This is a genomic window from Aeromicrobium tamlense (genome assembly GCF_013408555.1).
GTDB lineage: Bacteria > Actinomycetota > Actinomycetes > Propionibacteriales > Nocardioidaceae > Aeromicrobium > Aeromicrobium tamlense.
Genome location: NZ_JACBZN010000001.1, coordinates 1,388,096 through 1,401,217, shown reverse-complemented (window position 1 = coordinate 1,401,217; position 13,122 = coordinate 1,388,096). Strand labels below are relative to the sequence as shown.

The window sequence follows — 13,122 nt, the reverse complement described above, 5'->3', positions numbered from 1 at the left end:
AGTGTTCGGCGCGGCGCACCTCACACGACTCCCAGCTCGCGATGGCGCACCAGCGCCGCCGCCCCGGTCAGGACGAGCTCGTCGTGGGCGACCAGGCGGATCCTGATGCGCTGGGCGACGAAGGGGAGACTCTGGCGCGCGACGGCCGCGCGTGCTGCCTCCAGCACGGGTCCGTCGAGCAGGTCGGTCGGTCCGTGCAGGACGACGTCGGCGATGCCGAGGGTCGTCACGATCGGCGTCAGGACCGAGCCGAGGAGGTCGCCGACGTGGCTGCGGGCGGCGTCTGAGCCGGCGGCGCGCAGCGCGGGCGCGCTGAGCAGCGTCTCGAGGCAGCCACGGTTGCCGCAGGCGCAGGCGGCGCCGTCGGGATCGACGACGATGTGGCCGATCTCGCCGGCCGAGCGCAGCGGACCGGCCACCGGGTGGCCGTCGACGAGGATCCCGCCGCCCACGCCCTGGCCGATCGTGACCATCAGCAGGCCGGCGTCGTCGCCGTCGCCGAAGGCGCCCTCGGCGACCGCGGCGATGTTGGCGTCGTTGCCGACACACACGGGCAGTCCGTGGCGCTCGCCCAGCGTGGCGGCGAGGGGGACGTCGTCCCAGGCCAGGTTCGGGGCCTGCAGCACGACGCCGGCCTCGTCGTCGATGATGCCCGGGGTGCCGACGCCGATGCCGAGCACGCGACGTGGAGCGCGCTCGACGAGGCGGGCGACGAGTCGGGAGACGTCGTCGACGGCGTCGGCACCGCGGGAGAAGGGGGCCTGCTCGCGCAGGAGGACCCGGCCGTGGAGGTCGACGACAGCGCCGTCGAAGCCGGAGTCGTCGGAGAGGTCGACGGCCACGATGACGGGCGCGCTCTCCGAGATCGCCACGAGGGTGGCGGGCTTGCCCAGGTGCGTGCCGGGGCGGGCGCCGATGTCGTCGACGAGCGACTCGGCGAGCATCTCGGCGACGAGGTCGGAGACGGTCACGCGGGTGAGACCGGTCTCGCGCGCCAGGTCGGCCCGTGTGGTGGGGCCCTGGTCCACGAGGTGCTGCAGCAGCAGGGTGCGGTGGTGCCGGCGGGTGTCGGCCGGACGCACCTTGCCCACGGCTCGGCGGTTCACTGTGGTCGTCGTCACGCAGTTAGTGCACCAAACTAACTAAGTCTCGTCAAGGGGTTCGAGCAGACTCGTTCGCGGTCGGGGGTATCGTGGATCGCTGACCTCGGGCGCGCGTTGTCACGACGACGCGCAGTGGCCCGCCGACATCCAGCCGGACAGGATTTCCTTCCCATGGCATCAGTCATCGACACCGTCATCAGCCTGTGCAAGCGCCGCGGCTTCGTCTACCAGTGCGGCGAGATCTACGGCGGCACCCGCTCCGCGTGGGACTACGGGCCCCTGGGCGTCGAGCTCAAGGAGAACGTCAAGCGCCAGTGGTGGCGCTCCATGGTGCAGGGCCGCGACGACGTCGTCGGCCTCGACTCCTCGGTGATCCTGCCGACCCCCGTCTGGGAGGCCTCCGGCCACCTCGCCGCCTTCGTCGATCCGCTGGTCGAGTGCCTGCAGTGCCACAAGCGCTACCGCCAGGACCACCTCCAGGAGGCGTACGCCGAGAAGCACGGCCTCGACGATCCCGACGCGGTCGAGATGTCCACCCTCGTGTGCGCGAACTGCGGCACCCGCGGCGAGTGGACCGAGCCGCGCATGTTCAACGGCCTGCTCAAGACGTTCCTCGGCCCGGTGGAGTCCGAGGAGGGCCTGCACTACCTGCGCCCCGAGACCGCGCAGGGCATCTTCGTGAACTTCTCGCAGGTCATGACCTCCTCGCGCAAGAAGCCGCCGTTCGGCATCGGCCAGATCGGCAAGAGCTTCCGCAACGAGATCACGCCCGGCAACTTCATCTTCCGCACGCGCGAGTTCGAGCAGATGGAGATGGAGTTCTTCGTCAAGCCCGGCGAGGACGAGGAGTGGCACCAGTACTGGATCGACACGCGCCTGAAGTGGTACACCGACCTCGGCGTGAACCCCGACAACCTGCGCCTCTACGAGCACCCGGCCGAGAAGCTCTCGCACTACTCCAAGCGCACGGTCGACATCGAGTACCGCTTCGGCTTCGCCGGCTCGGAGTTCGGTGAGCTCGAGGGCGTCGCGAACCGCACCGACTTCGACCTGTCGACCCACGCCCAGCACTCGGGCCAGGACCTGTCGTACTTCGACCAGGCCAACAACGAGCGCTGGACGCCCTACGTCATCGAGCCCGCGGCCGGCGTCAACCGCTCGCTGATGGCGTTCCTCGTCGACGCGTACACCGAGGACGAGGCCCCGAACGCCAAGGGCGGCGTCGACAAGCGCACCGTGCTGCGCCTCGACCCGCGCCTGTCGCCGGTCAAGGCCGCGGTGCTGCCGCTGTCGCGCAACGAGGCCCTGTCGCCGAAGGCGCGCGACCTCGCGGCCGAGCTGCGCCAGAACTGGAACGTCGACTTCGACGACGCGCAGGCCATCGGCAAGCGCTACCGCCGCCAGGACGAGATCGGCACGCCGTACTGCATCACGGTCGACTTCGACACGCTCGAGGACGACGCCGTGACGATCCGCGAGCGCGACTCCATGTCGCAGGAGCGCATCGGCCTGGACCAGGTCAGCGGGTACCTCGCGTCGCGCCTCGTCGGTTGCTGAGCATGCGGGCGCTCGCCGCCGCGGCCCTGCTGCTCGCGCTCTCAGCCTGCTCGGGCGGTGAGGACCCGGCGCCGCAGGAGGCCCCGGCCCCCACCGAGACGGCTCTGGGGAAGTCGCTCGCGGTCGACTACCCGCCGGACGGCGCCGAGGACGCCACCGCGCTCACCCTCGGCGTCGCCGGCGTGACCAAGGCGCCCGCCCGCGACCTCGCCCTGTTCGCCGTGCCCGACGGCATGCAGGCGTACTACGTTCGAGTCGTGATGGGCAATCGCGGCCCCGCCGACGCGGCGTTCCCCGGGGGCGCGCCGTGGTGGGTGCGCGCCGCGGGCGACGTGCTCGTCCCGGCCACGCCCGCCCCGTCCGGCCTCTCCACGTGCAAGGCGCCGAGATTGGGCGCCACGCTGGCCGCCGGCCGGACGGTGCGCGGCTGCCTGCTGTACTTCGTGCCCGAGGGCACGGCGGTGGAGTCGGTCGACTTCCAGCCCGGCGACGTGACGACGGCGGTGCGATGGCTGTCCTGACGCGGGGCCTCGACCTCGGGCGCGTCCACGTCGACGTGCCGGTCGTGCTCGCCCCCATGGCCGGCGTCACCAACGTCGCCTTCCGACGTCTGTGCGCCGAGCAGGGCGCCGGTCTGTACGTGTGCGAGATGATCACCAGTCGCGGGCTCGTCGAGGGCGACCGGGTCAGCCTGTCGATGCTGACGTTCGCCGAGGGCGAGCAGGTGCGGTCGGTGCAGCTCTACGGCATCGATCCCGACACCGTCGGCCGCGCCGTGGAGATCCTGTGCGCCGACCACGGCGTCGACCACGTCGACCTCAACTTCGGCTGCCCCGTGCCCAAGGTGACCCGCAAGGGCGGCGGATCCGCGCTGCCGTGGAAGGCCACGCTGCTCGGCCAGATCCTGACGAAGGCCGTGAAGGCGGCGGAGCCCTACGGCGTGCCCGTCACGATGAAGACCCGCAAGGGCATCGACGACGACCACCTGACGTACCTCGACGCCGGCCGCATCGCGCAGGACACCGGCGCCGCCGCGATCGCGCTGCACGGCCGCACCGCCGCCCAGCACTACAGCGGCCGCGCCGACTGGAGCGCGATCGGCGAGCTCAAGGCCGCCGTCGACATCCCGGTGCTGGGCAACGGCGACATCTGGGAGGCCTCCGACGCCCTCGCGATGGTCGAGCAGACCGGCTGCGACGGCGTCGTCGTCGGCCGCGGCTGCCTCGGTCGTCCGTGGCTCTTCCGCGACCTGGCCGCGGCGTTCGACGGCCGCACCGTCGCCACGCTGCCGAACCTCGGCGAGGTCATGGACGTCATGCGACGCCACGCCCAGCTGCTGGGGGAGTGGCTCGGCGAGGAGCGCGGCAGCATCGAGTTCCGCAAGCACGTCGCGTGGTACCTCAAGGGCTTTCCGGCGGGCTCCAGCGTGCGCGACCGTCTCGGCCACGTGAGCTCCTACCGCGCCCTCGACGAGCTGCTGTCCGAGCTCGACCCGACGGTGCCGTTCCCCGTCGCCGAGCTCGGCGTGCCGCGCGGCCGTCAGGGCTCGCCGCGCAAGGTCGTGCTGCCCGAGGGCTGGCTGGACTCGCGCGAGATGTCCGGCGCCATGGACGCCGACGCCGAGAGCGACATCAGCGGCGGCTGAGCCTCCGCGCCGCTCGCGCGCGCTCGACCTCGTCGAACGTGATGGCGCGGGCGACGTCCTCGTCGAGGTGGTGTGCCTGGGCCGAGACGGGCCCGTCGGGCGTGTGCACCTTGACGGTCGCCACCTTGAAGCGCCGCTGGACCGGGCCCTGGGAGAACTCCACGGACTGGACCTTGTGGTGCGGGACCACCGAGCGGTGTCGCGTGATCCACCCGGTGGCGGTCGTGACGGTGTGGTCGGTGGCGGCCAGCCAGCGGTAGCGCCAGCCGATCGGCGCGAAGACCCGCGAGCGACTGGTCGGCCGGACCCGGCGCCCGGTGCCGCGGTCAGGATCGGGCACGAGCTCGTCGACGATCCGGCGGGCGAGGTCGCGGTCGGCGATCGGCAGCAGGGTCGTCGAGGAGACACCGCCGCTCTCGTCGCTGGCCGCGCCGTAGCCCGCCACGTCCACGTCGAGGCGGCACCACGTGTACCGGCGCCACACGATCGGCTCGACCACGCCGATGCCCTGCACGCGGTCGAACGGGATGGTCTGCGAGCTGCGGCTGAGCAGGCCGCGCTCGATCCGCAGACCGCGCGGATGGCGCGAGAGCGTGAAGTCCCACTGGGCGATGATCCGATTCGTGATCATCTGCCCGATGCCCCACAGCGTGGGGACGAGGATGGCCAGCAGCGCCCACCCCGTCTCGGTGAAGACCGCGAAGACGATCGAGGCGATCGCCGCGAGGACCGTGCCGACGAAGTCCAGCGACAGCAGGGTGCCGAGGATGATCCGGTCCGGGGGCACGACGTGCAGCACCTGGCGGTGCTCCTGGGGCACGGGCTCACCGTCCTCCGCGTGCTCCTCGGGGGCGCCGTGGGCGCGCTCGAGCAGGAGCCGGCGCAGCCGGCGCGACTCGGCGAGCGTCAGGAAGCGCAGTCGCGTGCGCGAGTCCGAGCCGCCGGCCATCTCGATCGTCAGCTCCGACAGTCCCACGAGGCGCGCCACGAGCGGCTCGTTGATGTCGACGGACTGGAGTCGCTCGAACGGGATGCGGCGCGACGACTTGAACAGGACGCCGCGCTCGACGCGGATCTCCTCGTCGTCGATGACGTAGCGGGTGAACAGCCAGCTGACCCAGCCGCCCGCGGCCCCCAGCAGGAATCCCGCGGGCAGGCTCGCGAGCGCCCACCAGTTCGGGTCCTGGAAGTCGAAGGCCTGCCACGACAGCGCCACCGCGACGCCCGCGCCCCAGATGAGCCCTTGGAGCAGGGCGGTCAGGGGGTGGGTGCGGTGCGCCTCAGACGCCGGCGCCATGGCCCTCACCGAGGTCGGTCAGCCGGTCGCGCAGGCGTTTGGCCTCGTCGAGCGGGACGCCGGGGATCTCCGCGGCGGTGGAGGTCGAGGCGGTGTGCAGCGTGACGGTGCCGAAGCCGAACGCGCGGGCCACCGGACCGGACTGCACGTCGACGAACTGCATGCGGCCGTAGGGCACGACGACGAGACGCCGGAACATGATGCCGCCGCGGACCACGAAGTCGTCCTCGGCCTCGGCGTAGCCCCAGCTGCGGCGGTTCCGCGGCGCCCACCACCAGATCCAGGCGATCAGGCCGAGCCCGAGTGCGGCGGGCAGCCACAGGACGGGGGCCCAGCCGCCCATCGAGTCGCGGAGCGGGAGCCACGCGCCCACCGAGACGAGCACGAGCACGAGACCGCAGGCCGTGCCGATGAGTCCGCGCGCCGTGGCGAGCTGGGGCGAGACCGGGGTCCACTGGCCCTCGGGACTGGTGAACAGGTCCTGACGCATGCGCTCCACCCTAGGGTGGGCCGTCCGAGCGTGTACGGTCCCGTCTCGTGGGACACCTCATCAGCGCCGCGGCGGTCGTCGACGTCGACGTGGACCTCGAGCCCGGCTGGGTCGAGGTCGAGGACGGCCTGATCACGGCGTCCGGCACGGGCGCCCCGCCGCGTGACCCCGACGAGCACCACGACGGCATCCTGGCCCCGGGCCTGATCGACGCGCAGATCAATGGCGCCTACGGGGCGGACTTCGCGGTCGCCACCGACGAGGAGTGGGAGCGAATCGTCGACGAGCTCGCGGCCACGGGCGTCACGGCGATCGCCCCGACGTTCATCACGGCCCCGGTCGAGGACCTCGCGGAGCAGCTGCGCGGGTATCGCCGCCAGCGCGCACGCCTGGCCGGCCGTCCCGGTGCGACCCGGCTGCTCGGCGCCCACGTCGAGGGGCCGTTCATCGCCGCCGCGTGCAAGGGAGCGCACGACGAGTCCTTCCTCGTCGATCCCACCGCCGAGCGCATCGACGCGCTGCTGGCGGCTGGGGGAGCGGACCTCGGCTACGTCACCCTCGCGCCGGAGCGTGTGGGAGCGATCGAGGCGATCCAGCGGCTCGTCGCGGCGGGAGTCCGCGTCAGCATCGGGCACAGCGACGCCGACGACGTCACCGCCACCCGCGCGGTCGACGCCGGCGCCACCCTCGTGACCCACCTCTACAACGCCCAGCGCGGCCTGCGGCACCGCGACGGTGGGGTCGTCGGCGTGGCGCTGACCGACCCACGACTGACGCCCGGACTGATCGCCGACCTGCACCACGTCGACCCGATCGCCCTGCAGGTCGCGTTCGCCAGCGCGGGCGACCGGGTCATGCTCGTCACGGACGACCTCTCCACCTTCGGCATGCCACCCGGCCGGTACGAGCTCGGCGGCGCGCGCGTCGTGATCGACGAGGGGCAGCCCGCGCGTCGCGACGACGGCACGATCGCCGGGGCCGCCGTGCGCCTGGACACCTGCATCGCGAACGTCGTCCGGCACGCCGGGGTCGATGTCGCCACGGCGATCCGCGCCGCCAGCACGGTGCCCGCCCATGCCCTCGGAGCGCCCGAGCTGGGCACCCTCGCGCCCGGGACGCCCGCCGACCTCGTGGTCCTGGACCCCCTCGAGCTCCGGGTCACCGCCGCGTGGGTGGACGGACGACGTGCCGGTTGACCGAAGGACTGCTCCGGTGGGACACTGGTAGACGCGCAGCGCCCGCGCTGCCCGTCGAATCCCACCTCTCCTGAACAAGGATGAACATGGCCAAAGCGCTGTACGGCTACGTCGGTGGCCCGTCCCCTGAGCACGCTCACGAGGTCGCGGTCCTGCGCCGCCGGATCAGCGACCTCGAGAACGAGGTGCTGCGGATGAAGGCCGAGAACGACGGCCTCCTCGCCCGGCTCGCCGAGACCGTCCACGACGGTGACCTCGCCGAGCTGCTCGAGTCCGCTGCTCGCTGACCCCCAGCGGCGTTTCCCCTGCGGTGGCCGCCATCGCAGGCACTAGGCTGGCCGCGTGTATCTGAAGACCCTCACGCTGCGGGGATTCAAGTCCTTCGCCTCGTCGACGACGCTGGCGCTCGAGCCGGGCATCACCGCAGTGGTCGGCCCCAACGGCTCCGGCAAGTCCAATGTCGTCGACGCCCTCTCGTGGGTCATGGGCGAGCAGGGCGCCAAGACGCTGCGTGGCGGCAAGATGGAGGACGTCATCTTCGCCGGCACCGCCGGCCGCGCGCCCCTGGGCCGCGCCGAGGTCGTCCTCACGATCGACAACTCCGACGGCGCGCTGCCGATCGAGTACGCCGAGGTCACGATCAGCCGCACGATGTTCCGCAGCGGCGGGTCCGAGTACGCGATCAACGGCAACACGTGCCGCCTGCTCGACGTCCAGGAGCTGCTGAGCGACTCCGGCATCGGCCGCGAGATGCACGTGATCGTCGGTCAGGGCCAGCTCGACTCGGTGCTGCGGGCCACGCCCGAAGAGCGCCGCGGCTTCGTCGAGGAGGCCGCGGGCGTCCTCAAGCACCGCAAGCGCAAGGAGAAGGCGCTCCGCAAGCTCGACGCCACGCAGGACAACCTCACGCGCCTCAACGACGTGCTCACCGAGCTGCGCCGCCAGCTCAAGCCACTCGGCCGCCAGGCCGAGGTCGCGCGTCGCGCCGCCGGCATCCAGGCCACCGTGCGCGACGCCCGGGCCCGCCTGCTGGCCGACGACATCGTCGCGGCGCGCACCACGATCGAGACCGAGCTCGCCGACGAGAACGCGCTGCGCGCCCGTCGCGAGGAGGTCGAGAAGGCGCTCGCCGACGCCCGCACCGTCGAGGCCGAGCTCGAGCAGGCGCTCGCCGCCGACGCCCCGCTGCTCACCCGTGCGCAGGAGACCGTCTACGCCCTCGGCAGCCTGCGTGAGCGGTTCCACGGCACCGCGAACGTCGCCCGCGACCGCATCCGCCTGGCCGCCGACGACTCCTCGGACCGGGTCGACGGCCGCGATCCTGAGGAGCTCGAGGCCGACGCCCGTCGCGCCCAGGAGCGGCTCGTCGAGCTGGAGGCCGACGTCGCCACGTCCGCTGAGGCGCTGCGAGCCACGATCGCCGGTCGCGGCGAGGCCGAGGAGGCGTACTCCACCGAGGAGCGCCGCATCGCCGGCCTGCTGCGCGCCGCCGCCGACCGTCGCGAGGGCCTCGCCCGACTGCACGGCCAGGTCAACGGGCTCAAGAGCCGTGCCGCTGCCGCCGACGAGGAGATCGGGCGCCTCACCGCCGCCCAGGCCGAGGCCCGCCAGCGCGCGGACGAGTCGCAGCGCGAGTTCAGTGCGCTCGAGAGCACGATCGCCGGGCTGAGCGCCGGCGAGTCCGGGCTCGACGAGGAGCTCGAGGCCGCCGAGGAGACGCTGTCGGTGGCCGAGGCCGCCGTCGCCGAGCTCACCACGAAGCGCGACGAGCTCGAGCGCCGCGTGGCCACCGCCACGGCGCGCAAGGAGGCCCTCGAGCTGGGCCTCAACCGCAAGGACGGCTCGGGCGCCCTGCTGGCCGCGTCCGACCGCCTCAACGGCCTGCTGGGCTCCGTCGCGGCGCTCATCACGGTGCGCGGCGGTCACGAGGCCGCCGTCGGCGCCGCCCTCGGCTCGGCCTCCGAGGCCGTCGCCGTCGACCGGGTCGACTCCGCGATCGACGCCCTGCACCTGCTGCGTGAGGAGGACCTCGGCCGTGCCGGCCTGCTGCTGGGCTCGGGCGACGTCTCCACCGACGACTGGCCCGCGCTGCCCGACGGCGCGGTCTACGCCGAGTCGCTCGTCGAGGCGCCGGCCGAGCTGCGCGGCTCGCTGCGCCGGCTGCTGCACAAGGTCGCGGTCGTCGACGGCCTCGCCGCGGCGAAGCAGCTCGTCGCCTCACTGCCCGACGTCACTGCCGTCACCGCCGACGGCGACCGCGTCGGTGCCCACTTCGCCGAAGGCGGGTCCAGCTCGGCGCCCAGCCTGATCGAGGTCACCGCCGCGATCGACGAGGCCACCGAGACGATCGAGCGCACCGGTCGCGAGCTGGAGACCCTGCGCTTCGAGTCCGAGAAGGCCAAGACCGCGGCGGAGGCCGCGCAGGACCGGGTGGACGCCGCGCTGGCGCGCTTGCACGAGTCCGACGCCTCGATGTCCGCCGTCGCCGAGAAGCTGGCCCAGCTGGGCACCACCAGCCGGTCGGCCGCCGCCGAGGCCGAGCGCCTCCAGGCCTCGATCGTGGCCGCCGAGGAGGCCCGCGACCGCGACGTCGCCGGCCTCTCCGAGCTCGAGGAGCGACTGACCGCGGCCGAGGAGGCCCCGGACGTCGAGCCCGACACCACCGAGATGGAGCGCCTCGCCGAGGCCGCCTCGGGCGCCCGCCGCGCCGAGACCGACGCGCGCCTGGCGCTGCGCACCGCCGAGGAGCGCGCGAAGGCGCTGGGTGCCCAGGTCCAGTCCCTGCTCGAGGCCGCCGAGGCCGAGCGCGAGGCCCGCGAGCGCGCCCGCCTGCGCGCCGAGCGTCGCCGCCGCGAGGCCGAGACCGCCACGGCGGTGCTGCGTGCCGCCGAGACCACGCTGCAGCGCCTCGAGGAGTCGTACGCCGAGGCCACGCGCACCCGCGTCGAGATCGAGCACTCCCGCGCCGACCGCGACCAGCGCCTCAAGGAGGCCCGCTCCACGGTCCGCGGACTGTCGTCCGACCTCGAGGGCCTCACCGACTCCGTGCACAAGGACGAGATGGCGCGCGCCCAGCTGCGACTGCGCCTCGAGAGCCTGCAGGAGCGTGCGCTCGAGGAGCTCGGCATCGAGCCCGACACCCTGGTCGCCGAGTACGGCCCCGACCAGATGGTGCTGCCGATCGGCGTCGAGGGACAAGCCGACGAGTCCGGCGAGATCGAGCCCATCCCGTTCGACCGCGCCGAGCAGTCCAAGCGCCTCAAGACCGCCGAGCGCGAGCTCGCGATGTTGGGCAAGGTGAACCCGCTGGCGCTGGAGGAGTTCTCCGCGCTGGAGGAGCGCCACCAGTTCCTCTCCGAGCAGCTCGACGACCTGAGGAAGACACGCGAGGACCTGCTCGAGATCGTCCAGGAGGTCGACGCGAAGGTCGAGCAGGTGTTCACCGAGGCCTGGACCGACGTCGAGCGCGAGTTCAACGACGTGTTCTCACGGCTGTTCCCCGGCGGCGAGGGGCGCCTCGTGCTCACCGACCCGTCCGACATGCTCTCCACCGGCATCGACGTCGAGGCGCGCCCACCCGGCAAGAAGGTCAAGCGACTGTCGCTGCTGTCGGGCGGCGAGCGCTCGCTCGTGGCCGTCGCGTTCCTGGTGTCGCTGTTCAAGGCGCGACCCAGCCCGTTCTACATCCTCGACGAGGTCGAGGCCGCGCTCGACGACACCAACCTCGGGCGCCTGCTCGAGATCTACGAGGAGCTGCGCGCCAACTCGCAGCTCATCGTCATCACCCACCAGAAGCGCACGATGGAGGTCTGCGACGCCCTCTACGGCGTCACGATGCGCGGCGACGGCGTCTCGGCCGTCATCAGCCAGCGCCTGCGCGAGGAGGAGTCCGCATGAGCCGCCCCGGCACCTACACGATCACCACGCGGTGGGAGGACGAGGACGTCTACGGCCACGTCAACAACGTGAAGTACTACTCGTACTTCGACACCGCCGTGAACGGCTACCTCATCCGCGAGACCGGGGTCGACATCCGGCGGCTGCCGGCGTACGGGATCGTCGCGGAGACCTCGTGCCAGTTCAAGCGCGAGCTGCGATTCCCGCTCGACGTCGAGGCGCGTCTGGCGGTGACGAGGCTGGGCACCTCGAGCGTCGTCTACGAGATCGGCCTGTACCAGGGCGAGGACCCCGAGCCCGCCGCGATCGGCCGCTTCGTGCACGTCTACGTGACGGGGGAGGACCGCACGGTCACCCCGGTGCCCGACGAGATCCGGACGGTGCTCGAGCCGCTTGTGACAACTGTCACAAGCGCTGTCTGAACCGCGATCGCTGACCCTCTGGGCTCCTAGCATCACGGGCAGGCAGGTCACAACGGAGTGACCTGACGTCGGAAGGACCCGTGTGGACACAGCACTCGACCTCGCCCGGTGGCAGTTCGGCATCACGACCGTCTACCACTTCCTGTTCGTCCCGATGACGATCAGCCTGGCGTTCCTCGTGGCGATCATGCAGACCGTGTGGTGGCGGACCGGGAACGAGCAGTGGCTCCGGCTGACCCGCCTGTTCGGCAAGCTCTTCCTCATCAACTTCGCGATGGGGATCGTCACCGGCATCGTGCAGGAGTTCCAGTTCGGCATGAACTGGAGCAGCTACAGCCGCTTCGTCGGCGACATCTTCGGCGCCCCACTGGCCATCGAGGGTCTGCTCGCGTTCTTCCTCGAGTCGACGTTCCTGGGCCTGTGGATCTTCGGCTGGGACCGGCTCAAGCCCGGCCTGCACCTCATGACGATCTGGATCGCTGCGATCGGGACGGCGCTCTCGGCCTACTTCATCCTGGCCGCGAACTCGTTCATGCAGAACCCGGTCGGCTACACGATGAACGCCGAGCGCGGACGGGCCGAGCTGACCGACTTCATGGCGGTGCTGACGAACAAGGTCGCGCTGATCACCGTGCCGCACACCCTGTTCGCCGCGTTCATGGTCGGCGGCGGCTTCGTGGCGGCCGTGGCGATGTGGCACCTGATCCGCCGGCCCGAGCGTGACGCCGACGCCTTCCGCGGCGCCGCGCGGCTCGGCGCCATCACGCTGCTGATCGCCGGCATCGGGGTCGTCATCACGGGCGACATCCAGGGCAAGGTCATGACCGAGGTCCAGCCGATGAAGATGGCCGCCGCCGAGGCGCTCTACGAGGACGCCGACGAGTGCGCGCCGTTCTCGGTCTTCACGATCGGCACCCTCGACGGCTCGAAGCCGCTGTGGAGCCTCGAGGTGCCGTGCCTGCTGTCCCAGCTGGCCACCGGCAGCTTCGACGGCGAGGTGCGCGGCATCAACTCGCTCAACGCCGAGTACGCCGAGACCTACGCCGACTCCGGCCTCACCGACTTCTCGCCGAACATCCCGGTCACGTACTGGAGCTTCCGCCTCATGATGGGCCTGGGCTTCGCCGCGATGGCCGCGAGCGCCTGGATCCTGTGGACCCTGCGCAAGGGCCGGCTGCCCCGGCAGGGTGCCCGCTCCACCCGCTGGCTGCTGGCGACCGCGATCGTGCTGCCCCTGCTGCCGCTGTTCGCCAACTCGTTCGGCTGGATCTTCACCGAGATGGGCCGCCAGCCCTGGGTCGTGTTCGGCCTGATGCCGACCGAGGCCGGCGTCTCGCCGTCGGTGTCCGCCGCGCAGGTCTGGACCTCGATGATCGGCTTCACGCTGCTGTACGGCGCACTGGCCGTGGTGGAGGTCAAGCTGCTGCTGCGCTACATCGGCAAGGGCCTGCCCGACGCGAACCCGCCCCGGCACGACGACGACTCCGACCGCCCGCTGGCGTTCGCGTACTGAGG

Annotated in this window: 11 protein-coding genes; 8 read left to right on the top strand and 3 right to left on the bottom strand. The window is 72.0% G+C overall.

Annotation, left to right across the window (positions count from 1 at the left end):
- Window positions 1–20: 20 nt before the first annotated feature.
- On the bottom strand, window positions 21–1,121 hold the full coding sequence (locus tag BJ975_RS07015) for an ROK family transcriptional regulator (protein WP_179424453.1): 1,101 nt from the start codon (window positions 1,119–1,121) through the stop codon (window positions 21–23).
- 153 nt (window positions 1,122–1,274) lie between these two features.
- Between BJ975_RS07015 and BJ975_RS07010 the strand changes: the two genes are divergently transcribed.
- Genes BJ975_RS07010 through dusB form a run of 3 tightly spaced genes read left to right on the top strand, consistent with a single transcriptional unit; the run spans window position 1,275 to window position 4,305 of the window.
- Window positions 1,275–2,660, top strand: coding sequence for a glycine--tRNA ligase (locus tag BJ975_RS07010; RefSeq protein WP_179424452.1), 1,386 nt, complete (start codon window positions 1,275–1,277; stop codon window positions 2,658–2,660).
- Between the two features lie 2 nt (window positions 2,661–2,662).
- The gene (locus tag BJ975_RS07005; RefSeq protein WP_179424451.1) at window positions 2,663–3,181 is read left to right on the top strand and encodes a hypothetical protein; all 519 of its coding nucleotides are present in this window, start codon (window positions 2,663–2,665) and stop codon (window positions 3,179–3,181) included.
- A complete protein-coding gene (gene dusB, locus BJ975_RS07000) occupies window positions 3,169–4,305 on the top strand; it encodes a tRNA dihydrouridine synthase DusB (protein WP_179424450.1) in 1,137 nt (378 codons plus the stop codon). Before BJ975_RS07005 ends, dusB begins: the two co-directional genes overlap by 13 nt.
- On the opposite strand, the gene BJ975_RS06995 is transcribed toward dusB, so the two are convergent.
- Both BJ975_RS06995 and BJ975_RS06990 read right to left on the bottom strand, forming a co-directional pair.
- Window positions 4,292–5,602: a PH domain-containing protein gene (locus BJ975_RS06995; RefSeq protein WP_179424449.1), complete on the bottom strand. Its 1,311-nt coding sequence runs from the start codon at window positions 5,600–5,602 to the stop codon at window positions 4,292–4,294. The two genes, dusB and BJ975_RS06995, sit on opposite strands and share 14 nt — an antisense overlap.
- The gene (locus BJ975_RS06990; protein ID WP_179424448.1) at window positions 5,586–6,092 is read right to left on the bottom strand and encodes a PH domain-containing protein; all 507 of its coding nucleotides are present in this window, start codon (window positions 6,090–6,092) and stop codon (window positions 5,586–5,588) included. Before BJ975_RS06990 ends, BJ975_RS06995 begins: the two co-directional genes overlap by 17 nt.
- Window positions 6,093–6,139: 47 nt before the next feature.
- Here BJ975_RS06990 and nagA point away from each other — a divergent pair, with 47 nt between their 5' ends.
- The 5 genes from nagA to BJ975_RS06965 all read left to right on the top strand — a co-directional run bounded on the left by nagA (window position 6,140) and on the right by BJ975_RS06965 (window position 13,120).
- A complete protein-coding gene (gene nagA / locus BJ975_RS06985) occupies window positions 6,140–7,288 on the top strand; it encodes an N-acetylglucosamine-6-phosphate deacetylase (protein ID WP_179424447.1) in 1,149 nt (382 codons plus the stop codon).
- Window positions 7,289–7,374: 86 nt separating this feature from the next.
- Window positions 7,375–7,575: a hypothetical protein gene (locus BJ975_RS06980; protein WP_179424446.1), complete on the top strand. Its 201-nt coding sequence runs from the start codon at window positions 7,375–7,377 to the stop codon at window positions 7,573–7,575.
- A gap of 55 nt (window positions 7,576–7,630) precedes the next feature.
- Complete coding sequence (smc, locus tag BJ975_RS06975; RefSeq protein WP_179424445.1) at window positions 7,631–11,185, top strand: chromosome segregation protein SMC; 3,555 nt, start codon at window positions 7,631–7,633, stop codon at window positions 11,183–11,185.
- A complete protein-coding gene (locus BJ975_RS06970) occupies window positions 11,182–11,607 on the top strand; it encodes an acyl-CoA thioesterase (protein ID WP_179424444.1) in 426 nt (141 codons plus the stop codon). The genes smc and BJ975_RS06970 overlap by 4 nt, the downstream gene beginning before the upstream one ends.
- Window positions 11,608–11,689: 82 nt before the next feature.
- Window positions 11,690–13,120 carry a cytochrome ubiquinol oxidase subunit I gene (locus BJ975_RS06965; RefSeq protein ID WP_179424443.1) on the top strand — a complete coding sequence of 477 codons (1,431 nt, stop codon included), beginning with the start codon at window positions 11,690–11,692 and terminating at the stop codon, window positions 13,118–13,120.
- Window positions 13,121–13,122: the final 2 nt, after the last annotated feature.

Coding starts and splice junctions, on each gene's coding strand:
- BJ975_RS07010 (WP_179424452.1), top strand. CDS start 1,275: ATGGCATCAGTCATCGACACCGTCATCAGCCTGTGCAAGCGCCGCGGC.
- BJ975_RS07005 (WP_179424451.1), top strand. CDS start 2,663: ATGCGGGCGCTCGCCGCCGCGGCCCTGCTGCTCGCGCTCTCAGCCTGC.
- BJ975_RS06990 (WP_179424448.1), bottom strand. CDS start 6,092: ATGCGTCAGGACCTGTTCACCAGTCCCGAGGGCCAGTGGACCCCGGTC.
- BJ975_RS06970 (WP_179424444.1), top strand. CDS start 11,182: ATGAGCCGCCCCGGCACCTACACGATCACCACGCGGTGGGAGGACGAG.
- BJ975_RS06980 (WP_179424446.1), top strand. CDS start 7,375: ATGGCCAAAGCGCTGTACGGCTACGTCGGTGGCCCGTCCCCTGAGCAC.
- BJ975_RS06995 (WP_179424449.1), bottom strand. CDS start 5,602: ATGGCGCCGGCGTCTGAGGCGCACCGCACCCACCCCCTGACCGCCCTG.
- dusB (WP_179424450.1), top strand. CDS start 3,169: ATGGCTGTCCTGACGCGGGGCCTCGACCTCGGGCGCGTCCACGTCGAC.